This window comes from Sulfurospirillum arsenophilum NBRC 109478 (genome assembly GCF_000813345.1).
Lineage (GTDB): Bacteria > Campylobacterota > Campylobacteria > Campylobacterales > Sulfurospirillaceae > Sulfurospirillum > Sulfurospirillum arsenophilum.
Genome location: NZ_BBQF01000003.1, coordinates 521,075 through 543,741 on the forward strand (window position 1 = coordinate 521,075; position 22,667 = coordinate 543,741).

21 protein-coding genes are annotated in these 22,667 nt (G+C 40.1%); 16 read left to right on the forward strand and 5 right to left on the reverse strand.

Annotated features, from left to right (window positions below; genetic code table 11):
- Positions 1-75 precede the first annotated feature (75 nt).
- Both SAR02S_RS10290 and SAR02S_RS13670 read right to left on the reverse strand, forming a co-directional pair.
- Entirely contained in the window at positions 76-1,677 is a 1,602-nt protein-coding gene (locus SAR02S_RS10290; protein WP_041959341.1) for a methyl-accepting chemotaxis protein, read from the reverse strand.
- 267 nt (positions 1,678-1,944) lie between these two features.
- Positions 1,945-3,546: a methyl-accepting chemotaxis protein gene (locus tag SAR02S_RS13670; RefSeq protein WP_041959342.1), complete on the reverse strand. Its 1,602-nt coding sequence runs from the start codon at positions 3,544-3,546 to the stop codon at positions 1,945-1,947.
- 173 nt (positions 3,547-3,719) lie between these two features.
- On the opposite strand from SAR02S_RS13670, the gene SAR02S_RS10300 reads away from it, so the two are divergent.
- The 5 genes from SAR02S_RS10300 to SAR02S_RS10320 all read left to right on the forward strand — a co-directional run bounded on the left by SAR02S_RS10300 (position 3,720) and on the right by SAR02S_RS10320 (position 8,818).
- On the forward strand, positions 3,720-4,760 hold the full coding sequence (locus tag SAR02S_RS10300) for a PstS family phosphate ABC transporter substrate-binding protein (RefSeq protein WP_041959343.1): 1,041 nt from the start codon (positions 3,720-3,722) through the stop codon (positions 4,758-4,760).
- 336 nt (positions 4,761-5,096) lie between these two features.
- Positions 5,097-6,083, forward strand: coding sequence for a phosphate ABC transporter permease subunit PstC (gene pstC, locus SAR02S_RS10305; RefSeq protein ID WP_439645585.1), 987 nt, complete (start codon positions 5,097-5,099; stop codon positions 6,081-6,083).
- Between the two features lie 9 nt (positions 6,084-6,092).
- Positions 6,093-7,262: a phosphate ABC transporter permease PstA gene (pstA, locus tag SAR02S_RS10310; RefSeq protein WP_041959346.1), complete on the forward strand. Its 1,170-nt coding sequence runs from the start codon at positions 6,093-6,095 to the stop codon at positions 7,260-7,262.
- A 35-nt stretch (positions 7,263-7,297) separates the two neighbouring features.
- Complete coding sequence (gene pstB / locus SAR02S_RS10315) at positions 7,298-8,086, forward strand: phosphate ABC transporter ATP-binding protein PstB (protein ID WP_041959476.1); 789 nt, start codon at positions 7,298-7,300, stop codon at positions 8,084-8,086.
- A 141-nt stretch (positions 8,087-8,227) separates the two neighbouring features.
- Complete coding sequence (locus SAR02S_RS10320) at positions 8,228-8,818, forward strand: YkgJ family cysteine cluster protein (protein ID WP_041959348.1); 591 nt, start codon at positions 8,228-8,230, stop codon at positions 8,816-8,818.
- 60 nt (positions 8,819-8,878) lie between these two features.
- Here the strand turns inward: SAR02S_RS10320 and SAR02S_RS10325 are convergent, their stop codons facing one another.
- The gene (locus tag SAR02S_RS10325) at positions 8,879-9,334 is read right to left on the reverse strand and encodes a winged helix-turn-helix transcriptional regulator (RefSeq protein WP_041959350.1); all 456 of its coding nucleotides are present in this window, start codon (positions 9,332-9,334) and stop codon (positions 8,879-8,881) included.
- A gap of 95 nt (positions 9,335-9,429) precedes the next feature.
- Between SAR02S_RS10325 and SAR02S_RS10330 the strand changes: the two genes are divergently transcribed.
- Positions 9,430-10,194, forward strand: coding sequence for an SDR family oxidoreductase (locus SAR02S_RS10330; protein WP_041959351.1), 765 nt, complete (start codon positions 9,430-9,432; stop codon positions 10,192-10,194).
- Positions 10,195-10,234: 40 nt separating this feature from the next.
- A complete protein-coding gene (gene fabF / locus SAR02S_RS10335; RefSeq protein WP_156961468.1) occupies positions 10,235-11,455 on the forward strand; it encodes a beta-ketoacyl-ACP synthase II in 1,221 nt (406 codons plus the stop codon).
- A gap of 69 nt (positions 11,456-11,524) precedes the next feature.
- Here fabF and SAR02S_RS10340 read toward each other — a convergent pair whose 3' ends face one another.
- Together SAR02S_RS10340 and SAR02S_RS10345 are read right to left on the reverse strand one after the other, a co-directional pair.
- Positions 11,525-12,739, reverse strand: coding sequence for an MFS transporter (locus SAR02S_RS10340; protein WP_041959353.1), 1,215 nt, complete (start codon positions 12,737-12,739; stop codon positions 11,525-11,527).
- A 9-nt stretch (positions 12,740-12,748) separates the two neighbouring features.
- Positions 12,749-13,186, reverse strand: coding sequence for a MarR family winged helix-turn-helix transcriptional regulator (locus tag SAR02S_RS10345; protein ID WP_041959354.1), 438 nt, complete (start codon positions 13,184-13,186; stop codon positions 12,749-12,751).
- Between the two features lie 387 nt (positions 13,187-13,573).
- Here SAR02S_RS10345 and SAR02S_RS10350 point away from each other — a divergent pair, with 387 nt between their 5' ends.
- The 9 genes from SAR02S_RS10350 to SAR02S_RS10390 all read left to right on the forward strand — a co-directional run bounded on the left by SAR02S_RS10350 (position 13,574) and on the right by SAR02S_RS10390 (position 22,401).
- Positions 13,574-14,167 carry a YkgJ family cysteine cluster protein gene (locus SAR02S_RS10350; RefSeq protein ID WP_041959356.1) on the forward strand — a complete coding sequence of 198 codons (594 nt, stop codon included), beginning with the start codon at positions 13,574-13,576 and terminating at the stop codon, positions 14,165-14,167.
- Between the two features lie 113 nt (positions 14,168-14,280).
- Positions 14,281-15,186 (forward strand): AraC family transcriptional regulator, encoded by a 906-nt coding sequence (locus SAR02S_RS10355; RefSeq protein ID WP_041959357.1) that lies wholly within the window; start codon positions 14,281-14,283, stop codon positions 15,184-15,186.
- A 104-nt stretch (positions 15,187-15,290) separates the two neighbouring features.
- The gene (locus SAR02S_RS10360) at positions 15,291-16,394 is read left to right on the forward strand and encodes an alpha/beta hydrolase (RefSeq protein ID WP_084218491.1); all 1,104 of its coding nucleotides are present in this window, start codon (positions 15,291-15,293) and stop codon (positions 16,392-16,394) included.
- 112 nt (positions 16,395-16,506) lie between these two features.
- Positions 16,507-16,860, forward strand: coding sequence for a cyclophilin-like fold protein (locus SAR02S_RS10365; protein WP_052433602.1), 354 nt, complete (start codon positions 16,507-16,509; stop codon positions 16,858-16,860).
- An 84-nt stretch (positions 16,861-16,944) separates the two neighbouring features.
- Positions 16,945-18,165: an MFS transporter gene (locus SAR02S_RS10370; RefSeq protein ID WP_084218492.1), complete on the forward strand. Its 1,221-nt coding sequence runs from the start codon at positions 16,945-16,947 to the stop codon at positions 18,163-18,165.
- Positions 18,166-18,269: 104 nt separating this feature from the next.
- On the forward strand, positions 18,270-18,719 hold the full coding sequence (locus SAR02S_RS10375; protein ID WP_041959360.1) for a (2Fe-2S)-binding protein: 450 nt from the start codon (positions 18,270-18,272) through the stop codon (positions 18,717-18,719).
- 3 nt (positions 18,720-18,722) lie between these two features.
- Positions 18,723-20,855 carry a xanthine dehydrogenase family protein molybdopterin-binding subunit gene (locus SAR02S_RS10380; RefSeq protein WP_041959362.1) on the forward strand — a complete coding sequence of 711 codons (2,133 nt, stop codon included), beginning with the start codon at positions 18,723-18,725 and terminating at the stop codon, positions 20,853-20,855.
- 8 nt (positions 20,856-20,863) lie between these two features.
- Positions 20,864-21,826 (forward strand): XdhC family protein, encoded by a 963-nt coding sequence (locus SAR02S_RS10385; RefSeq protein ID WP_041959364.1) that lies wholly within the window; start codon positions 20,864-20,866, stop codon positions 21,824-21,826.
- Positions 21,827-21,831: 5 nt separating this feature from the next.
- Positions 21,832-22,401 (forward strand): nucleotidyltransferase family protein, encoded by a 570-nt coding sequence (locus SAR02S_RS10390; RefSeq protein ID WP_041959366.1) that lies wholly within the window; start codon positions 21,832-21,834, stop codon positions 22,399-22,401.
- The last annotated feature ends 266 nt before the right edge of the window (positions 22,402-22,667 follow it).

The window sequence follows — 22,667 nt, forward strand, 5'->3', positions numbered from 1 at the left end:
CTCCTTAGAGCAATAAAATTTAAGAGGGTATTTTAGCATAAAAGAGTCAATGCCTCATGTTTGAGGCATTGATGGTTAGAGCGTTTTAAAAATTGAAAGCGAGTGATTAAGATTTGAAGAGAGTTTAGAGAGATGCTCTGCAGCTGAAGCGATCTCTTGCACACTGCGTGCATTCGTTGAAGAGAGTTGAAAAATGGTGTCGATACGCTCTCTCATAACAACTGCTTGATGACTTCCTTCTTGTGCATCTTTCGCTGCTGATTTAGCTATGGATGCTGTTTCTTTCATATTGTCAACGGTTTGTAGCATTAAACCTTGGGTGGTATCAGCTCTGTGACCCAATGCTTGTAAATCATGGGCACTTTTTTTCATAATCTCTGAAGCCGTCGCAACCGATTGGGTGATGACAGCAACGGTAGCGTTACTCTCCACAAGGCTTTTTTGGGTACGTTCAGCGAGTTTTCGTACTTCATCGGCAACGACGGCGAATCCTCGTCCATGTTCACCCGCGCGTGCCGCTTCAATGGCAGCGTTAAGTGCTAAAAGATTGGTTTGTTCTGCAATATCACTGATGACCGATAAGACTTGTTGGACTTGTGCCACCTCTTGGTCGAGATGCTCAAGGCGAGAAGAGAGGTCTGTTTGATTGATAACGATACCTTGTAAGTCAGAAGAGACGGAGAGTACTTCTTTTGATGCGGTATTGAGCTCGTTGGAGACACTTTGCATAACATTACCCGCTTGAGTTGCTGTGTCTTCACTGTTATGTAAGATGGTTGTTACGCTATGTGTTGTTTTAACCGCTTCATCCACTTCATGCGCTGTTTCTTCGGTACGTTTGCCAATTTCCATAGAAGTGGAAGAGAGCTCTTCTGCAACGGCTGCATTTTCCATAGCGGTACGTTTTGCATCGTCAATGGCGGTGCGAAGCTGAGCAAGCAAGGCATTGACTGTTTGCATTACAGCTGAGATTTCATCATTTCCCTCGGTTGCAATGGAGTGTGTTAAATCTTTTGTAGAGCCTATATATTCACACTCTTTGGTTGCAAGTTGTAAGGATTTTTTAATATGAGAAGCAACATACCAGAAAAAGAGATTGGTAACAACTAAAACAACTAATGAGAGAAGAATACCAAGTTGACGTGCATGTGCTAAAGAGGCTTTTGCTTCTTCTTCGATCGCTTTAGAGAGCTCATCGCCTTTTTTAGCGATAATGATAAAACCATCTCGACCTTTATTGGTAAGTTCCGTAAATTTTTTACCATCATTGGTGGCTAAAAACTCTGGAGTATCGGTTGCTTTTTTGTATTTGGTAAGAAGTTCAAAACGAGGAAGTGTCGATTCGGCAAAGGCATCAACGCCTGTTTTAATCTCTTTAAAAAGAGCATTTTCCCGTTCGGTGCTTAATAAAGGTTGCAATTCAATTAGATGTTTTGCAAGGGTTCTTTCTGCTTCGATGGATTTTTCCATGAACATTGGTACAAATGTAATTTGATAACCGCGTGAGTGCATTAAAAGTTCAGCCGTATCGCGCGTAATTTTTTCAATCACTTGAACTTTTTTGACGGCAAGTTCAGCATTTGAAGTATTGGCGATGAGCAAATATCCCAAACAAAGTATTCCTATAAGTATGATGATAAAGAGTGCAATAAGTTTTGCACGAATTGTCTGTAACATAAAATACCCCTTAAGTTTTAAATTTAGTATGTAAAATTATTTATACGTTATTGTAACATAAAGAGTTTCGATACTTCGTGAGATTTACTGTGAGATTTGTGTTTCTTTTAGAGGTTGATATAAGGTTACATGTACCGTAAGTAGAAGGTTTTTGTTGATATGTCGTTTGATAATGGAAAAACTGGTCTTGGGAAAGAGATCAAAAAGAGGTCTGTATACTCCAAGCCCCAGAAAGAGGCTTGGAGTATGTTTTGAGTTTATTGTTCTTTAGGCAGTTTTAAATGCAGCGAGTGCATGGCTGAGATTGTCAGAAAGTTTTGAGAGGTGTTCTGCCGCAGAGGCAATCTCTTCAACACTTCTGGCATTTGTCGTAGAAAGCTGATGTATGCTGTTGATACGATCCATCACTTCGCTTGCTTTTGCGCTTCCTTCCTGCGCATCTTTTACGGTACCCAGTGCTAATACTTTGGCTTCATTCATATTGTCAACGGTTTTAAGCATCAATGCTTGAGTGTTTTCAGCACGATGTCCAAGTGCTTGGATTTCCCCAGCACTTCGTTTCATGATTTCGGTTGCAGTGCTGACAGATTGGACGATAACGGCAACAGTAGCATTGCTTTCCACAAGGCTTTTTTGAGTACGTTCAGCGAGTTTTCGCACTTCATCGGCAACAACAGCAAAACCACGTCCATGTTCACCTGCGCGTGCCGCTTCAATGGCTGCGTTAAGGGCTAAAAGGTTGGTTTGTTCTGCAATATCTGCAATAACACCAAGCACTTGTTGTACTTGTGTCACTTCTTGATCGAGATGCTCAAGACGGCTTGATAAATCGGTTTGGCTTACAACAATAGTTTGAAGATCTGAAGAGACAGAAAGCACTTCTTTGGAAGCATCTCCTAATTCATTGGCAACGCTTGTGATCATATTGCCTGATTGAGTGGAACTCGCTTCGCTTGTTTTTAAGATAGTAGCAACGGTTTTGGTTGCTTGTAGAGTTTCATCGACTTCTTTCGCAGCGTCTTCAGTACGTTTACCAATTTGTAAAGAGGTAGAAGAGAGCTCTTCCGCAACGGCTGCATTTTCTATGGCTGTACGCTTAGCATCATCAATCGCACTACGTAGCTGGGAAAGGAGGGCATTGACTGTTTGCATCATGTGAGAAATTTCATCATTGCCAATGGTTGTGATGCTATGGTAAAGATCTTTATTTTTACCAATATAATTACACTCTTTTGTTGCAGTATCGATCGATGTCTTGATTTGATTTGCCACAAATATGAAAAGCGCAAATGAACCACCCGAAATCAATATTGCCATAACAATACCTAATAGTTTTGCACGGTCTAACACGCCACCTTCATATTCATCAATAGCTTGTGAGAGTTTAGCGGATGTTTCATCTAATGTTTTATAGGCTACGGCACGTCTTTTGGTGAGCTCATCAAATGCTTTACCATCAGCAGTAGCAAGAAACTCAGCAGAAGTAAGTGCTGTTGTATACTTTTTCATAAGATCAAAGCGCGGTCCTGCTGTTTGTTCAAGCTCGATGGCAGCTGCTTCTAATTGATTTAACAGTGCGATGTTCTCTTTAGCTTGAAGAAGGGTTTTGAGTTGTTTCACCGCTACCATGAGATCTTTTTGAGATTTGTTATAGCTGTCAATGGATTGTTGCTTATTTGAAATTTGAAAGCCTCTAGCATGTACCAAAAGTTCTGAAGCATGTTTAGCAATTTCACCCGTAGCTTGAACTTTTTGAACGATCACACGAGCATTATTTGTATTAGAAATTAGTAGATAACCTAAGCTTACAGTACCTGCTAGAACGATGACAAGTAAAAAGAACAGTTTGGCGCGTATTGTTTGTAACATTAAAAAATCCTTGTAACTGAAATAATATTAAAATATTAAAATTATAGCACTTAGCCGATAATAAACTATTGAGCACAAGGATTTTGTTCTACCTGGTAAAAGGATTCCGTAACCAAGTTGTAATCAATTTCTTCTAAAATGACACTACCAAATTTTAGAAATGGAGTATACAAATGACTATCAAAACGTGCGCAGTAGCGCTTTTAAGTGTTGCAGCTTTAAGTGTGACTGCAAGTGCTAGAGATCAGATCAAAATTGTTGGTTCTTCAACCGTATATCCTTTTACAAGTTATGTAGCGGAAGAGTTTAAATCCGTTACAGGCAACAAAACACCAGTCGTTGAATCAACAGGAACCGGTGGTGGCATGAAACTCTTTTGTGCAGGCGATGGTCTTGATACCCCTGATTTTACAAATGCTTCACGTCCTATGAAGGCAGTTGAGTTTAAAACATGTGCGGACAATGGCGTTACTGACATCACTGGTATGATGGTTGGGTTTGATGGTATTGCGTTTGCACAATCAAAAACCAATGGAAAAATTAACTTTACACGTGAACAGATGTTTTTAGCACTTGCTGAAGAAGTTCCAAGTAAAGATGGCAAATCACTGATTAAAAACCCATACAAAACATGGAATGAGATCGATGCAGGCCTTCCAAATAGAAAAATCACTGTTTATGGTCCTCCAACCACATCAGGAACACGTGACTCATTTGATGAAATGGTTATGGAACACAGTTCTGCTAAATTTGATGCGTATGGCGACAAAAAAGGTAAGTTTAAAGCAATCCGTCAAGATGGCGTTTATGTGCCAGCGGGTGAAAATGACAACTTGATCGTTCAAAAACTCACAAAAGACACAGCCGCATTTGGTATCTTTGGTTATAGCTTCCTCGAAGAGAATCAAGATAAAATCAATGGCGCATCAGTGGATGGTGTTGAGCCAGCATTTGAGACGATCTCTTCAGCAAAATACCCGATCTCAAGAAGCCTTTACATGTACGCTAAAAACTCTCACCGTGCTCAAGTTAAAGGGATGGATGAGTTTATGAAGCTTTACGTTGATGCAAAAATGATCGGCTCAAAAGGTGTGCTTAAAACCATTGGTTTGGTTCCAATGACGGATGAAGACCTTAAAAAAGTTCAAGCGGCAGTTTTAGCAAAAACCAAACTCAGCGAAGAGATGGTTAAGAAAAATACTATTCTTCCATAAGTTTACATGTAAAACCAAGAGAAGATGTTTTGGCATCTTCTCACTCTATATTTTTAAAGGACTCTGGTGAGCACTCAAACTCTCTATCTTATCTTTTTTGGTGGTCTTTTCCCACTGATGTTCATAGGCTATATCATCGGTAGAGCTCGTGCTGTTACGATGCGCGCTAAAGGTATTAAAATGCATTCTCAGCCCGACCAATACGGTTGGTTTGTCGCACTCTACACAGGGCTTCCTATCATTACGATTGGGGTTGTGGGAGTATTTTTATATCTTTTTGGGATCAATTCTATTCCTCCTTTTTTACTTGTAGGCGGAGCTTTAAGCGTTGGCTCAATTGCGTTATGGCTTTTTTTCAGACAAGTTGACCCCAAAACCAGAGCACGTGATGCGGTTGAAAACTTCATCAAAGGGATGTTGTTGTTTGCTTCTTTGGTCTCGATTATGACAACATTTGGAATTTTGCTCTCCATTATTTTTGAAGCATTTCATTTCTTTCAAACCCAAAGCATTACATATTTTCTTTTTGGAACAGAATGGTCTCCCGATACAGCCTTTTTAGAAGGAGCTGGTAGAGCCGATGCAGGTTCAGCACAAGCGAAATTTGGCGCCGTGCCTATTTTTGCAGGAACGTTTTACATCACCATTATGGCGATGATCTTAGCCGTTCCTGTAGGTCTTATGTCGGCTATCTTTATGTCAGAGTACGCAACACCAAAACTTCGTTCTCAAGTTAAACCGTTTTTAGAGATCTTAGCAGGTATCCCAACCGTGGTGTATGGCTTTTTTGCTGCATTGACCATAGCCCCTGCGATTGTAAAATTTTTCGCTCTCTTTGGCATTGAAGCACAGTACCAAAATGCCCTTTCATGTGGCATTATCATGGGGGTTATGATTATTCCTTTTATCTCTTCCCTCTCGGATGATGTGATTAGCTCCGTTCCTCAAAGTATGCGAAATGGTGCGTATGCCCTTGGTATGAATAAAGCAGAAGCGATTCGTTTTGTCGTCCTCCCTTCTGCGATGCCAGGTATCATTGCATCGATTCTTTTAGCCGTTTCAAGGGCACTTGGAGAGACCATGATCGTTGTTATGGCAGCAGGACTACGTCCCAATCTATCATGGAATCCACTCGAAGACATGACAACGGTAACGGTCAAAATTGTTGAGTCTCTAACAGGTGATCAAGAATTTAACAACCCACTGACACTTTCAGCATTTGCACTTGGTTTTGTACTCTTTGTCGTAACCCTTGTGATCAACATTATTTCGGTCAGTACCATTCGTAGTTTCCACCGAAAATACAAAGTTTCAACACTCTAAAGGACGTTTATGCCGAAGAACGATAATTATTTTTACATTCCTCAAATTAAGAGACGTAACCAAAAAGCAGCTATTTTTAAGTATCTCACGATTCTTGCCATCGTCTTTTCCATCTCATTTCTGCTCTTCTTTTTGGTGGATATTGTACGTGCAGGGTATCCTGCTTTTATGCAAACACAGATCAAAATTGAAGTCCAAGTTACCGAAGATATTTTGGAAAATCCTTACGGTGCGGTCAATGGTAAACAGCTCAAAATCATCAGCCGTGCATGGCTCAGAGATCTTCCTGCTTTGATTAACGCTAATCCTTCATGGATGAATACCAAACAAGAGTTTTGGGCACTTGCAAACTCTGAAGTCGATCAATACCTGAAAGGTAAAGAGTCTCGTAGTTCTGAGCGCGATCGAAAATATGTGGATGAACTGAAAGATCAAGGCAAAGTGGAACTGAAATTCAATAGCCGCTTTTTAACAGCTGGAGACTCAAAAATCCCTGAAAATTCAGGTATTTATTCTGCGATTATTGGTAGTCTTTTGACGATGATCGTGACCATTGTCATAGCTTTTCCTATCGGTGTTATGACAGCGATTTACCTTGAAGAGTTTGCGCCTGAAAACAAATTGACGCACATCATTGAGGTCAACATTAACAATCTAGCCGCTATTCCTTCCATCCTTTTTGGTCTTTTGGGATTGGCGATTTTTATTAACTTCTTTGGAGTGCCAAGAAGCTCACCTCTGGTGGGTGGTATGACGTTGGCGCTCATGAGTTTACCGGTTATCATCGTAAGCTCCAAAGCGGCGCTTAAGTCTGTTCCTGCCAGTATTCGTCAAGCAGGCTTTGGACTGGGACTGACCAAATGGCAGATCGTGCGAGATCACGTTTTACCAGTAGCAATGCCTGGGATTTTGACAGGTTCTATCATCTCCATAGCCCGTGCGATTGGTGAGACAGCACCTTTGATTATTGTGGGAATGATCGCGTTTGTACCAGATGCCGCTACCAGCTTTACAGACTCGGCAACCGTGCTTCCTGCACAAATCTTTACATGGGCAGGAATGCCTGAAAAAGCCTATTTAGAGCGAACAGCAGCCGCGATTATTGTCCTGCTTGCGCTTTTGCTTTCTCTAAATGCGGTAGCAATTTATTTACGAAAAAAATTTGAAAGAAAGTGGTAACAGATATGGAAAATGGTTTTATTCACACAACAATGATGGATCGCGAAGAGAGCAATACAGCTAAAGAAACGGTCAAAATTGAAGTTAAAAATCTCAACCTTTTTTATGGTGAAAAACAAGCGCTGAATTCCATTAATATGGATATTTATACCAAAAAAATTACGGCACTCATAGGACCGAGCGGATGTGGAAAATCCACCTTTTTGCGTTGTATCAACCGCATGAACGATTTGGTTCAAAACTGTAGAGTAGAAGGATTTATCGGTATTGACGGGCACGATATTTACGACAAAGACATTGATGTCGTAGCGGTTCGTAAGCGTGTGGGGATGGTGTTTCAACAACCGAACCCTTTTCCAAAAAGTATCTATGAAAACGTAGCGTATGCTCCTTTGATGCATGACATTGTCAAAAAAGGCAAAGAGTGTGATGAGTTGGTTGAGCGAGCATTAAAAGGCGCTAACCTTTGGGAAGAGGTTAAAGACAAACTCAAAGACCCCGGAACGGCACTCTCTGGTGGACAACAACAACGTTTATGTATTGCACGTGCTATTGCGGTTGAGCCTGATGTCATTTTGATGGATGAGCCCACATCTGCCCTTGATCCGATTTCAACGGAGAAGATTGAGAACTTGATGTTGGATTTGAAGAAAAACTTTTCAATTGTTATTGTCACACACAATATGCAACAAGCAGCGCGAATTGCGGACTATACCGCATTTTTCCATTTGGGAAATTTGATCGAATACAGTGATGCTAAGACACTGTTTGTAAATCCTAAAGAGAAAAAAACAGAAGATTACATTACAGGACGTTTTGGTTAATCACAGAGCGTGGTAAGCGCTTCTTCTTAAAGCCAATTGCGTATTTCTTCGGGTACACATTGGCTTCTTTAAACATTTTACATGTAAATACTCCAAATATACGATACTATAATCCACGCAATTTATCCCAAAGTGAATTTTATGGAAAATATAGGTAGTTTTGTACACATCAAGAAGCAAAATTTGCATTTTAACGGCTGTTCAACGTGTGAAGGTCATTGTTGTAACGGCGCTAAAGGTTTTGCTGTATCGCCACTTATTTTAGAAGATTTTGAAGCAGTCTATAAAAATTTTGCCATTTTATTTAGTCTTAGTGGTGAAAAATTAGTGGTCTATGTTCTTTTAAATGATGGACAAAATTATTGCAAATATTGTGTCGATAATCTATGCAGTATCTATGATCAAAGACCTCCTGCCTGCGAACTTTACCCCATCAGCCCTTACTTTGAGCATCTCTTAGTTGATACAAATTGCCCTTCGGTCAATAGTGAGTTTGGTAAATCAATCTGTAGTGATGGGCAATTACACAGTGATTTTTATACCAAAAGACTTGAAAATTTTGTTCAAAAATTAGCAGCAACGCAGACATTTCTTGAGAGTATTCATCATCTGGATCATTTTGATTACGTGGGGGATATTTTAGGACTGCCACTGTTCACATACAATCAACCTAGCGATTCTAAATACATTCAAATGCATTTAGAGTCACTGAAACATTTTGTGGACAAATAAGCTTTCCTCCACCAAAATAATTCTTATAGATTCTCCTTTACACAGCACTTGAATGACATGTTATTCCTTGTTTAAATCGTATGTCATGTGTACACGATAGGCATCCATGCGCATCTCTAACCCCGTTTTTTTGTCAATCAAAATAGGTTCAGCAATTTCGCCTGTTTGGATGTTAATGAAATGGCTTTTTATACCTTTTGGCGGAGAATATTTGTCTCCCCATGTAAACATAGCGACGATTAAAGGGTAGAGATCTTTACCTTGCTTGGATAAAACATACTCATAACGTTTTGTACTTTCTCCATAATTTTGACGCTCTAAAATTCCAGAGTCTACAAGGTCGTTAAGCCTTCGTGTCAGTATGTTTGGCGCAATGCCAAGTCCTTTTTGAAATTCATCAAATCGTTTAAGTCCCCTAAACGCATCTCTAATAATGAGCAAACTCCACCACTCTCCAATATGCTCCAAACATTGTGCTATGGGGCATGGCATTTCATTGTAACTTTTTCGTTTCATAAGTTTCTCCATTTTACTTGCATTATTATAGCAAAAATATTATACTATCATCATGCAAGTAAAATTGTATTCAAGATAGATCAAAAGGAAAGCAAATGAATATGACACATAATACAATCCTAATTACAGGTGGAACAAGTGGCATTGGCTATGAACTGGCTCGTCAACTTTGCGACAGTAACACGGTTATCATAACAGGGCGTAATCAAGAAAAACTGGATCAGGCAAAAGCCAACTTAAAAAATGTCCACACATTTCAATGCGATGTAGCCAATCCTCAAGAGATCATCAATTTATATGAAGCCGTTTCACAACAATTCCCTGCCCTTAATATCGTGATTAACAATGCGGGGATTATGAAAAAAATTGATTTGCAACAAGAAATTGACTTACTGACACTCACACAAGAGATCGATACCAATGTGAACGGCGTTATACGCATGTGTACTCAGTTTTTACCTCATTTGAAACAACAACAAAAAGCTGCCATCATCAATGTCTCATCGGCACTTGCCTTTGCTCCCATTGTGAGTACTCCCGTTTACTGTGCAACCAAAGCGGCACTCCACTCTTATACACAATCGTTACGCATTCAACTCCTCAATACCAATGTCAAAATTTTTGAATTAGCTCCGCCAGCAATTGAGACGCCATTGATTAACGAATTTGACGCCAGTGAACAAGAAAGTATGGGGCTCATGAATGTGACAAAACTTGTAAAGATCGCACTAGAAGGTATCAAGCGTGATAAAGAGGAGATAAGACCAGGGCAGAGTAATCTCCTTAAAATGGTAAGTCGCATCTCTCCAAACATGGCGCTTAATGTACTCAATAAAGCCTATATATCAGCGCATTCGTAATAGATAAAACTAGAAATATATTTGGAGCAATAGCATGAAAATTCACGAAGTCGTCATCACAGGGTATGGCATGATTAATGGTGTAGGCAATAATGCAAACGATGCCTTTAGTGCTCTTTTAGCTGGCAAGAGTGGCGTAGACATCATCTCTCATTTTGATGCAAGCAGTGAAAAAGTACGCATTGCCTGCGAAGTTAAAAATTTTAATCCTGATGATGTGATGGATAAAAAAGAGCAGAAAAAAGCAGATCGATTTATTCATCTTGGATTGCAAGCGGTTGCAGAAGCAATGCAACGTGCCAATATCAAAATGGGAGATATTGATCGGGATCGATTTGGTGTCTGTGGCGCGACGGGCATTGGAGGGCTTCCCACGATTGAAAAAAATGTCATTAGTAGTTTTCAAAAAGGGGCTAAAGGTGTTTCACCCTTTTTTGTTCCCTCCACCATCACCAATATGTTAAGCGGCTATGTCTCTATCTATCACGATTTAAGAGGGCCCAATCTTTCCAGCACCACTGCATGTACGGCAGGACTTCATGCGATTACGGAAGCTGCAAAAACGATTATGCTTGGAGGTGCAGATGCGATGGTTGCTGTGGGTGCTGAAGCGTGTATTTGCCCCATCGGACTTAGAGGATTTGCAAACATGAATGCACTCTCCACCCGCAATGATGACCCCACTCATGCCTCACGCCCTTTTGACAAAGACAGAGATGGTTTTATTCTTGGAGAAGGTGCGGGAGCGCTTATTTTAGAGAGCCTAGAATCAGCTCAAAGAAGAGAGGCAACCATCTATGCCAAACTATTAGGGTTTGGAGAGAGTGCCGATGCTCATCACATCACAACGCCTTTAGTCAATCATGAAGGTGCCGCAAGGGCAATCAAAGCAGCACTTACAATGGCAGGAAATCCAAAAATTGACTATATCAATGCACATGGAACCAGTACGTATTACAATGATTTGTATGAGAGCAAAATGTTTGAAAGCTTATTTGAGAAAGTTCCTCCCCTAAGTTCCATCAAGGGCTCAACAGGCCATACACTCGGTGCCGCGGGGACAATCGAAGCGGTCGTTTCTATCATGGCATTAAATGCTAACATAATGCCTCCGACGATTAATTTTGAGGCATCAAGCGAAGAGATGCAACTGGATTACATTCCCAACAAAGCAAGAGTGGCAGAGTTACGCACGGTTTTGAGCGCTAACTATGGTTTTGGTGGCACAAATGGAGCTGTTATTTTCGGAAAAGAAGAATAATGCAGAAGCAGACAACAACGTTGAAATAAGCTGTTGTCTGTTTCCATGGAATGAAATACGTTTAAGATATTAAACTTTTTGGACGACTTTGTCTTCTTTGATTGGAAAATTCACAAGTGCTGCAATAGCTGCTAAAATCATATCGAGATACCACATCCAGTGATAATCGCCATCGTGTGCCATGAAAAGTCCACCAAGCCAAGCACCAAGAAAACCTCCTACTTGATGTGTCAGCAGTGTGAGTCCAAAGAGCGTTGCTAAATATTTTGTGCCAAAGAGTTTACCTACGAGTCCAGCCGTAGGTGGGACTGTTGCAAGCCATGTAAATCCTAGTGAAGCCGCAAAGATATAAAAGGTTAATGGTGTTTTGGGAGAGAGAAGATAAAGTGCTATCATCGCGGTACGGCTTGCATACATAACGACTAAAATGTATTTCATACGGTAAATTGACCCAAGGTACCCTGCAAAAAGACTTCCTGCAATATTAAAAAGCCCGATAAGTGACAAAGAGATAGCTGAAACACTTGCGGAATGACCGCATAAAGCAACTTCGCCGGGAAGGTGGGTCACTAAAAACGCGATATGAAAACCACACGTAAAAAAGCCTGCATGTAAACAAAGATAACTGGTGTTTTTCATCGCTTGGCGTACTTGCTCTGTCAGTCCTAATTCATTGGTTATTGTTTCGATCACTATTGGCTTTTCAGTCACATGTTTTGGTTTGAGTAAAGAGGCCAGTGGAATGGTTAAAAGAGTTGATACCGCGAGTGTAAACATAGCCCAGATCCAACCAAAACTACTGATGATCGCTTGCGCAAGGGGTGCAAAAATAAATTGCCCGAAAGAGCCACCCGCGTTAATAAATCCCCCTGCAAAAGCACGTTTTTCTACAGGTAATTGCTTTGCTGTCGCACCAATAAGAATCGAAAAACTTCCCGCCCCAGCGCCTGCAGCACTTAAAATACCCAGTGTTAAAATAAGTGTATATTCCGAGTGAACAAAGGGCGTAAGTGCAAGTCCACTAAAAAGAAGAAATGCTCCAAAAACAATCACACCATAAGAGCCTTTTTTATCGGCAATCGCTCCAAAAATAGGCTGAGCAAGACCCCAAAAAAATTGACCCACAGCAAGCGCAAAACTTATGGAAACAATGTCAAGTCCTGTTGAGAGGTTAATAGGAGCGATAAAAAGACCCAATGATTGTCGTGCACCCATCGTAATGGAAAAGATGACGGCAGAGGTAATCATAAGTACCCAAGCTGAATGCAGTGGTTTTGGTGGCATGGTTTTTCCTTAACGTGTGATAGTTTCTAATTTGTGGAGTACCTGTAAAAATGTTTGGAGCTCTTCCTCGGTAATCTGTTCGGCAATAGACTTTTGGGCTTGTTCCCAATAGGGAAGGGCTGTAGTTAAAATGTCATAGCCTTTAGGGCTGAGTTGGATAATTTTTGCTTTTTCATGCTCTGGTAGGTCTATTGTTATGAATCCTTGGGCAATTAATGGTTTTAAATTGCGGAGTAACGTGGTTCGTTCAAGACGCATGACATGGGAAAAATCATTCATTTTAATAGGTGAATGGCGTTTGAGATGATTGAGTAAAGCATATTGTGCGACATTGAGCCCAGAAGGTTTTAAAAACACATCATAAAGATGTGAGAGGGATCGTGAAGCACGTCGCATGTTTGTACAATGACAGATACTCGCTTCTTTGTAACAGCTTTCATTTTTCATGCTAGCTCCTTATGTGTATATACACATGTATCATAGCATCAACTTTATTCCTTTGTCAATAGTGCTGTAAAACTGAATAGGTATGTGATAAAACTAGACTCCTAAAACTTTTTTACATGTAAGCGCCTTAAGCCCTAACTATGGCGTTTGCACGCTCTTTTATCTTCTTCACCATTACTTAAAATTCGTAGAAATAGGCAACTTTTACGGAGAATCAGTCTATCGTGTTGTACACCTCTCATTCTATAATTTTCTCGAAAATAAATTTGAATTTTTATAACCCATAAAGCCAATTTTTAGTTAGTAAAGTGGCTTTTTCCTATCGATTACATCTTTACATGTAAACACTCTCAATCTCAAATTTAATCCAATTCAAAGTGAGTTTTTATGGAAAGTGTCGGAAGTTTTGTCAATATAAAACGTCATAATTTATACTTTAATGGCTGTTCGGAGTGCGAAGGTCATTGTTGCAATGGTGCCAAAGGATTTGCGGCATCACCGCTTATTTTAGAGGATTTTGAAGAGGTGTACCAAAATTTTCCTATTGTATTTAGTGTTAATGATGAGGCAGATTTGGTTGTATATGTAATGCTTAATGATGGGAAAGGACATTGTAAATATTATAGTGACATGAAATGTAGCATTTATGAACATCGAGCACCTGCGTGTAAGCTTTATCCTGTGAGTCCTTATTTTGAACATATTTTGGTTGATACAGCGTGCCCTTCGGTCAATTTTGATACAGGCAAAGTGATTTGTAAAGACAGCAAACTCAATCAAGATTTTTACACCCAAAGGCTTGAAAATTTTGTAGCGAAGCGGGAGGCTACTTCTGCATTTCTTGATAGCATTAAACATGAAGAGTATTTTTCGTATATAGGCGAAATTTTGGGCTTGCCACTTTTTAAATATGCCTATCCTAGTGAAAACAGATACATTCAAATGCACCAAGCATCACTTAAACATCTAAGCTTAGCGTGAAATATTTATAAAATGGAGAATTAGGCAAGTAGTTTGGAGGATTGTTGTAACACAATAGAAGATAATTTTATATAATGCAAGAACACTACTTTCTCGAAACCTAAAGGATGTTTATGGATAGTGCTTTGGATACCTACCGATACGCATTGATTGATTTTTTAAAGCTACGCTATGGGCTTAATGGAAGTATTCAAAGTGATATACCTTGTTTAAGTTTCAATATTGAAACAGCACCAACAGAGTTTAAAAGCATTATGTATGAGCCGTGTTTATGTATCATTATACAGGGTTCAAAAGCGGTTGGGTTTGGAAACCAGATGTATAAGTATGATCCTTATAAGTATCTTCTTGCTTCAACGCATATTCCTTCTGATATTAAAATATTAGAAGCCTCCAAAGAGTTACCTTATCTCTCATTAACCATTAAATTTACGCTTGAAGATATTTATGAAGTACTCAAAAACACCCATCCTGAAAAACTCAAATTTGAATATAAATCAGAAAAAGGACTCTTCTTTGATACGTTACATGTAAGGTTGTATGATCCTATTTTAAGATTGGTGAAGTTGCTTGATACGCCCAAAGAAGATATTGAATTTTTATCGCCTTTGATCATTAAAGAGATTTTGTACATATTGGTTAATGATAAAAGTGGTTATTTTATCAATAAATTTGCCATGGAAGGCACAACATCTAACAAAATTGTGAAGGCAATTACAGAGATTAAAAATAATTTCAGTGAAAAATTAAATATAAAAAAACTAGCTAAATTAACAGAGATGAGTGAGTCCTCACTTTATCAAAACTTCAAAACGATTACCTCTCTTTCCCCGATACAGTTTCAAAAAAAGCTACGCCTTGAAGAGGCAAAACAGATGCTCAGCGTTCGAAAAATAGATATATCCGAAGTGGCATTTTTAGTAGGGTATGAAAGCCCTTCACAATTTAGCAGAGAGTACTCCCGAATGTTTGGAGTGCCTCCAAGTGAGCATCTTAAAGCCCTGCAAGAGAGAATATAATTTTTTTGGAGAATTAGGCATGTGTTATGGATGAATTGTCTAGCGATATTGTATATGTTTCTTTATAATTTTTAGACGAAATAATTTTACATAAGGAAACAAACATGGACAACAATTCTAAACAATCAAGACGCGAATTTATGCAAAAAAGTGCTCTCGTAGGTGCTAGCTTAGCCTTGGTAAGTGGCACTAACTCTTTTGCCTCAAATACAAAAGAACCTCATACCAAAACAGTAAACGGAGTAACGATGACAACAACATGGGATAAAGTATTTCCAAAAAGTGATAAAGTCGATCATGAAAAAGTAACGTTCAAAAATCGTTACGGCATTACCTTGGCAGCAGATCTCTATTTACCCAAAAATCGTGCCAATAACTCCTTACCCGCCCTTGCCATCAGTGGACCTTATGGCGCGGTCAAAGAGCAATCCTCTGGTCTTTATGCTCAAATGATGGCAGAAAAAGGTTTTGTGGCTGTGGCGTTTGATCCATCGTATACGGGAGAGAGTGGCGGTGAACCACGCAATGTCTCATCTCCAGATATTAACACCGAAGACTTTAGCGCAGCGGTGGATTATTTAGGGATTCAACCCTTTGTCGATAAAAATCGCATTGGTATTATCGGCATTTGTGGTTTTGGTGGTATGGGCTTAAATGCAACGGCTGTGGATAAACGTGTAAAAGCCGTTGTTGTGGCAAGTATGTACGATATGTCTCGTGTTATGTCAAAAGGGTATTATGATAAGGTCACACTTGAAGAACGTACAAAAATGCTCGAAAACTTAAACTTGCAACGCTGGGTGGATGCACAAAAGGGAAAACCTACTCCAAGTTCACGCATTTTACCTGACAAACTACAAGGCGATGAGCCTCAATTTGTGAAAGAGTATTTTGACTACTACCGAACTTCACGTGGATTTCATGCGCGTTCTCTCAATTCTTCAGGTAGTTGGAATGCTACCAATCCATTGGCCTTTATGAATATGCCACTCATGACCTACATCAAAGAAATTTCACCACGTCCACTTCTTATCATCGCTGGAGAGAATGCACACTCACGCTACTTTAGTGAAGATGCCTACAAAGCAGCCAATGAGCCTAAAGAGTTGATGATTATTCCAAATACGGTTCATGTGGATTTATACGATAAGGTGGAGAAAATTCCTTTCGATAAAATCGAAGCCTTTTTTAAAAATGCTTTAAAATAAAATGAAGCGGTATTGTGTCGTGAACTCTTTTCTACTACTTTTTTTCATAAGCTTTTATGCGTATGGAAATGATGTCACATTCGATACCGCTTCTGCACACCAAAGTAGACAAATGGGCACAACTTTAAACATTACGATTGGCACCTATACTTTTAAGGCAACACTTTTGGAGAATGAAACAACCAAAGCGTTTAAAGCGATGTTGCCTTTAACGCTTTTAATGAGTGAACTCAATGGCAATGAAAAGTATTTCCATTTTTCAAGCGATTTACCCACGCATCCATCAAAGCTTGGAACCATCCACGCAGGAGATGTGATGTTGTGGGGAAGCAATAGCTTTGTACTCTTTTATCAAACATTCTCAACATCGTATGCTTACACGAGACTTGGACATATCGAAGATACAACATATCTCCAACAAGCCCTTGGAAAAGGTAATGTGATGGTAAGCCTTGCATTAGAGTAACTTTTTTCTTTTTACTTAGTGCTATGACACTAAGCCTTCTGAAATACTTTAACATACGAAACACTACACAATTAAGGTTATACAATGAATAAAATAGTACAGGAACACACAAATGATCCATCGCCTATTTGGAGCGCTGTTTGGGCAATGTCTCTATGTGCGATGGTTTTAGTTGCGTCCGAGTTTATGCCTGTCAGTCTTTTAACGCCGATAGCGTTTGATCTTCATATGAGTGAAGGAGAAGCAGGGCAATCCATCTCTATTTCTGGCTTTTTCGCCCTTATGACCAGTCTTTGGCTCTCCTCTCTTATTGGGCATCGCGATAGACGCCATGTTTTACTCTTTTTTACGGTACTCATGGGACTTTCTAGCATGGTTGTCGCTTTTGCCCCCAATGCCATGATTCTTATGGTCGGTCGTGCATTACTGGGCGTTTGTATAGGAGGCTTTTGGTCGATGTCAGCCGCAACCATTATGCGCCTTGTTCCGAAAAAATCGGTTCCTAAAGCCTTAGCCATTCTCAATGGTGGCAATGCTTTATCGACAACCATTGCCGCACCACTGGGTAGTTTTTTAGGGGGAATGATTGGCTGGCGTGGGGCGTTTTTTTGTATTGTTCCTCTCTCTTTAATCGCTTTTTTGTGGCTCTACAAAAGTGTTCCCACCTTGCCTTCCCCTCATTCATCAAAACACCGAGCCACCCTTGGTAATGTTTTAAAATTACTGATGCAATGGAGAGTTGCCTTGGGTATGGTTTCAACCATGCTCTTTTTTATGGGGCAATTTACACTTTTTACCTACCTTCGTCCTTTTCTTGAAACTACCACTGGTGTGAATGTACGTATGCTATCGTTACTGTTGTTGGCAATGGGAGTCTTTGGATTACTTGGTACGTTTGTGATAGGCATTGTTCTCAAAACACGTCTTTTCAGCGTACTCATCATGATTCCTTTTATGATGATGGGGATCGCTGTAGCGCTCACATTCTTTGGAACTTCTTTGATTGCGATGTTTTTGCTTCTAAGTTTGTGGGGCTTTTTAGGGACGGCAGCGCCTGTTGGCTGGTGGATGTGGCTTGCTCAAACATTACCTCATGAAGCAGAAGCAGGAGGTGGTCTTATGGTGGCGATTATCCAATTGGCTATTACCTTAGGTGCGGCACTTGGAGGTCTCTTGTTTGATGCTTATGGATATGAAAGTACGTTTGTTTTTAGCGCTTTTCTTCTTTGGATGGCAACCATGATGGCAGGCGTTACAGCATTTTTTACATGTAAAACGAATGCAGATATATATTTGCATAAATAGGCAATAATTATGGAGCTTTGTTCTATTACAAAAGTGTGACAAAATCCTATAATTTCTTTTAGAATGTGGAGCACTAACACATGACTTTGACGCAAGGAACAACAATGATTCAATTTACAGTAAATGGCAAAGCCTATTCAGTAGATGTCGCGGATGATACCCCTATATTGTGGGTTTTACGTGAGCATCTCAATCTTACAGGAACAAAATTTGGCTGTGGCGTGGCGCAATGTGGCGCGTGTACTGTTCTATTGGGAAATGAAGCAATCAGGAGTTGCTCAACGCCTATTAGTGAAGCCAATGGAAAACAGATTAGCACGATTGAAAACACCAGCGATAAAGAAGTTACTACTCTTCAAAAAGCATGGGTGGCTCACGATGTAGCCCAATGTGGTTATTGCCAACCAGGACAAATCATGAACGCGGCAGCCCTTTTGAAGAAAAACCCTCATCCAAACGAAACGGAAATCGTCGATGCTATGCGTGGAAACATTTGCCGCTGTGGGACGTATAACCGTATTAAATCTGCTATTACAACTGTAGCGAAAGGATAAACCATGGGACTTACTCGAAGAGATTTTTTAAAACACAGCTCCTTTGTAGCTTCGGCATTTTTATTGAGTTTTGGCATTCCTCTCAAAGCGAGAGCTCAGATGATAGACAATGGCGCATCTGAGCCAATGGCTTTTATACAGATTACGAAAAAAAATGAAATAACCTTTTTTCTGCCTCAAGCAGAGATGGGACAAGGGGCTTATACGGTTCTTGCGATGTGTATCGCCGATGAGTTGGATGCCAAATGGGAAGATATCTTTTTTGAACCAGCGCCTGTTAAAGAGATATTCAATATCCCCGGTATGCCAATGATGCTCACAGGCGGGTCAAATTCTGTAAGAGCACGACATCTTCAAATGCGCCAAATTGGTGCATCCATTCGCGCAATGCTTAAAAGTGCCGCTGCGAAGTATTGGAAGATTTCTGCTGATTTGATTCAGACAAAAAATGCTACTTTGACAAATACCAAAACGAAAGAATCTTTACCGTATGGCTTTTTTGTTGATGTAATTAAAGTAATGAAAGTGCCTGAAAAAGTGACACTTAAAGAAAATTCTGAACTTTCTTTGATTGGTAAACCAACCAAACGTCACCCGAAAGAAGCATGGGCAAAAGTGACAGGTCATGCACAATTTGGTATTGATGTACGACTACCACATATGAAATATGCTGCTTTAATTCATCCACGTGTTTTTGGTGCAACCCTGAAAAGTTTTGATGCTACAGCAGCCCTTAAAAAGCCCGGTATTTTAAAAGTCAAACAACTCGCAAATAATAAGATCGCGATTATTGCCGAAAAATGGTGGCAAGCAAAAGAGGTGATCAATGATGTTGTTGTTGAGTGGAATGAAGGGGCTTTTGCAAAAATAAGCTCGGAAGATTTAGCCAAAGAGTATGAAAGTTATTTGGACAAAGAGTGCTTACCTATGCGCAAAGATGGCAATATTGAAGAAGCTTTTGCAAATGCACATAAAGTGGTCAAAGCTAATTTTAAATTCCCTTTTCTTGCGCATGCCGCAATGGAGCCTTTAAACTGTACGGTGCATCATCAAAAAGATAGCGCTTTTATGAGCATGGGTGGACAGTTTCAAACGTTGTACCGCAATAAATGTGCGGAAACCTACCAATTGCCTCCTGAAAAAGTTCAATACTACAATAACTATTTAGGCAGTAGTTTTGGCAGACGTGGTAATCCTCATGCTGATTTTGTGATTGATGCAATTTATGCGGCTCAAAATGAAGCGTGGCCTGTAATGACTTTGTGGAGCAGAGAAGATGACATTAAAATGGGCTCTTATCGTCCAATGTATCGCAATAGCGCTGAGATGGCAATAGACAAAGAGGGTAACATTTTGGGCTTCAAAGCCAAAGTCATTGGTCAATCCATGATCAAAGGAACACTCTTTGAGTCAGTCATGTTTAAAGATGGCATCGACGCAACCCACAAAGAGGGTTTAACGGATCATCACTATAAAGTTGCAAGCCATGATATACAAGGCTTCTGTCCTGATTCTCCGATTCCTCTTTTATGGTTACGCTCCGTTGGACATACGCAAACGGGACCTTTGGTTGAGGGCATTATCGACCAAGCAGCGGTTGCGGCAAATATGGATCCGATTGATTTTCGTATTAAGAATTTACAAAACCCTCGGTTTGTAGAGCTTTTAAAAAGTGTAGCAAAGCAGTCAAACTGGTACACACGCAAAAAAAATGGCGGGTATGGGGTGGCTGTTGTTGAGTCCTTTGGCAGTATCGTTGCGTATGTGGCTAAAGTGAAAGTGGAAAACAGTGACTATAAAGTTGAAAAGATTTGGGCTGCGGTAGATTGTGGACTGGCGATTAATCCTTTAAATGTCGAAAATCAAATTATCAGTGCGATAAACTTTAGCATTGGCATTACGAAGTACAGTGAAATTACGATCAAAAATGGTGAGGCAGAACAAAATAATTTCTACGATTATACGGTTGCTACTATCGCGGATGCACCCGAAATTCATGTAGAGATTATCAACTCAGGTGAGAAAATCGGTGGTATGGGAGAACCTGGAGTTCCACCACTTTTCCCAGCCGTTGCCAATGCACTTTTTGATGCGACAGGCAAGCGCTATACCTCGTATCCGATTCGTTTGAGTTAGGAGAGGGGATGTTTGAGCATAAAACGTTTACTCGTTTTGTTGATGAAAGCTTTGAAAAAGGGCTGGATATTGTCTGTTTGAGTATCGTTCAAACGGAGGGCTCGACCTATCAAAAACCTGGAACGACCATGCTTGTCAACTCGGCGCATGAAATGGTTGGGGTTTTGAGTGGTGGGTGCATCGAAGAAGCGTTGCTGCACTGTTGTGATGAGGTCTTGCAAAAGGGGCAGGGAAAGCTTGTCACGCATGACCTTAGACTTCCCGATGATTCGTTGCAGAGTTGGGAAGAGGGTGTTGGGTGTAATGGACTGATTCAAGTTTGGCTAGAGCCTTTTTATCGTTCTAAACATTATGGCATTTTAGGTGAGGCAGCGTCGTATGCAAAAGAGGGCATACCCACAATGCTTCATCGCCCCCTTTTGAAAGAGGGCAAAGACGCTTTTTTAGAGGTGAAAACATTACCTATAAAGGCGATATACGATGAAAAAGAGCAAACGCTGGTTCAGCCAATCAATCCCAGTTTTAAAGTGTTGGTTCTAGGCATTGGCAGTGCCGTGCAAGCAGTGGTTGATATGGCGAATATCTTAGGATGGCAGACGATCGTAGGCGATAGCCGTCAAGAGCGTTTGGCGTCTCTTCTTCATGCCGATCAGAAGATAGCCTTTAACGATTTGCACGCGTTTGAAACACTGCTTGAAGAAGAGCGTTTTGATGCCTGTGTTATTATGAGTCATGTGTTTAAAGAAGATTCGTTTTACCTCAAAAGCGCACTGAAATCTGGAATTGCTTATATTGGACTTTTAGGATCACAGACGCGTACCAATAAAATTGTTGAGTTTTTAGGTGAGAGTATTGCGCTGGATGAGCGGTTTCATGCACCCATCGGTCTTAACATTGGGGCAAAAACACCGCAAGCCATAGCCCTTGCGATTTGTGCAGAGATAGAATCTGTAAAAAACAAGAGAGCGTAGCCATCATGCAAAACGATCTTGCTATTCTCATTTTGGCAGCGGGCAGTTCATCAAGATTGGGTCGTCCTAAACAGCTTGTAACATACCACAATGAGGCACTGTTAAGACGAAGTGCCAAACAAGCATTAGAGCTCTCACCAAACGTTTTTGTCGTGCTTGGGCACGAATATGAAGCGTGTTTGACAGCACTTAAAGGTTTACATGTAAACGCGCTTTTCCATGAAAATTATGCCAAAGGGATGGGAAGCTCCATCGCCTTTGGTATCTCTCATACCGCTTCTTTTGAGCACACGCTCATTATGCTCTGCGATCAACCTCTGATTCCGCTCGAGCATTATCGCTCACTTCTAAACGTTACATGTAAAGATTGCATGGTTGCTTCATCGTATCAACCCAAAGAAAGACTTGCTGTTCCTGCGATCTTTCCCAAAAGCTCTTATGCCGTGTTGATGGAACTTGATGGCGATAAAGGAGCCCAAGCGCTTCTAAGAGATGAAAAATGTTTACATGTAACGCTCAAGCATGATTACACGATTGATATTGACACAGAAGAAGATATACAAAAATACCTGTAGATAAATAAGTCAAAAAATTGCATTTTTCTGCAAAAATATTTTTCTCCATTACTCTATAAATTAATAAAAAATACATTTTTTGCATAATCAGGCAATCATTGAGGATTATTGTTCTATCGAGATATCCCATGAATTCTTATAATTCTATACTATAAAATTCTGAGGGAGATTGATAAAATGATAAGGCTTAATCATGCACAATAAATCTTTACATGTAAAATACATCAGCTACATATTCGCATTAAGTTTAGGCACATTGGCGTTGG

Excerpts from the sequence above, each read along its gene's own strand:
- SAR02S_RS10290 (WP_041959341.1), bottom strand. The coding sequence starts at position 1,677 with ATGTTACAGACAATTCGTGCAAAACTTATTGCACTCTTTATCATCATA.
- SAR02S_RS13670 (WP_041959342.1), bottom strand. The coding sequence starts at position 3,546 with ATGTTACAAACAATACGCGCCAAACTGTTCTTTTTACTTGTCATCGTT.
- SAR02S_RS10300 (WP_041959343.1), top strand. The coding sequence starts at position 3,720 with ATGACTATCAAAACGTGCGCAGTAGCGCTTTTAAGTGTTGCAGCTTTA.
- pstA (WP_041959346.1), top strand. The coding sequence starts at position 6,093 with ATGCCGAAGAACGATAATTATTTTTACATTCCTCAAATTAAGAGACGT.
- pstB (WP_041959476.1), top strand. The coding sequence starts at position 7,298 with ATGGATCGCGAAGAGAGCAATACAGCTAAAGAAACGGTCAAAATTGAA.
- SAR02S_RS10320 (WP_041959348.1), top strand. The coding sequence starts at position 8,228 with ATGGAAAATATAGGTAGTTTTGTACACATCAAGAAGCAAAATTTGCAT.
- SAR02S_RS10325 (WP_041959350.1), bottom strand. The coding sequence starts at position 9,334 with ATGAAACGAAAAAGTTACAATGAAATGCCATGCCCCATAGCACAATGT.
- SAR02S_RS10330 (WP_041959351.1), top strand. The coding sequence starts at position 9,430 with ATGAATATGACACATAATACAATCCTAATTACAGGTGGAACAAGTGGC.
- SAR02S_RS10340 (WP_041959353.1), bottom strand. The coding sequence starts at position 12,739 with ATGCCACCAAAACCACTGCATTCAGCTTGGGTACTTATGATTACCTCT.
- SAR02S_RS10345 (WP_041959354.1), bottom strand. The coding sequence starts at position 13,186 with ATGAAAAATGAAAGCTGTTACAAAGAAGCGAGTATCTGTCATTGTACA.
- SAR02S_RS10350 (WP_041959356.1), top strand. The coding sequence starts at position 13,574 with ATGGAAAGTGTCGGAAGTTTTGTCAATATAAAACGTCATAATTTATAC.
- SAR02S_RS10355 (WP_041959357.1), top strand. The coding sequence starts at position 14,281 with ATGGATAGTGCTTTGGATACCTACCGATACGCATTGATTGATTTTTTA.
- SAR02S_RS10360 (WP_084218491.1), top strand. The coding sequence starts at position 15,291 with ATGGACAACAATTCTAAACAATCAAGACGCGAATTTATGCAAAAAAGT.
- SAR02S_RS10365 (WP_052433602.1), top strand. The coding sequence starts at position 16,507 with ATGGGCACAACTTTAAACATTACGATTGGCACCTATACTTTTAAGGCA.
- SAR02S_RS10370 (WP_084218492.1), top strand. The coding sequence starts at position 16,945 with ATGAATAAAATAGTACAGGAACACACAAATGATCCATCGCCTATTTGG.
- SAR02S_RS10375 (WP_041959360.1), top strand. The coding sequence starts at position 18,270 with ATGATTCAATTTACAGTAAATGGCAAAGCCTATTCAGTAGATGTCGCG.
- SAR02S_RS10380 (WP_041959362.1), top strand. The coding sequence starts at position 18,723 with ATGGGACTTACTCGAAGAGATTTTTTAAAACACAGCTCCTTTGTAGCT.
- SAR02S_RS10385 (WP_041959364.1), top strand. The coding sequence starts at position 20,864 with ATGTTTGAGCATAAAACGTTTACTCGTTTTGTTGATGAAAGCTTTGAA.
- SAR02S_RS10390 (WP_041959366.1), top strand. The coding sequence starts at position 21,832 with ATGCAAAACGATCTTGCTATTCTCATTTTGGCAGCGGGCAGTTCATCA.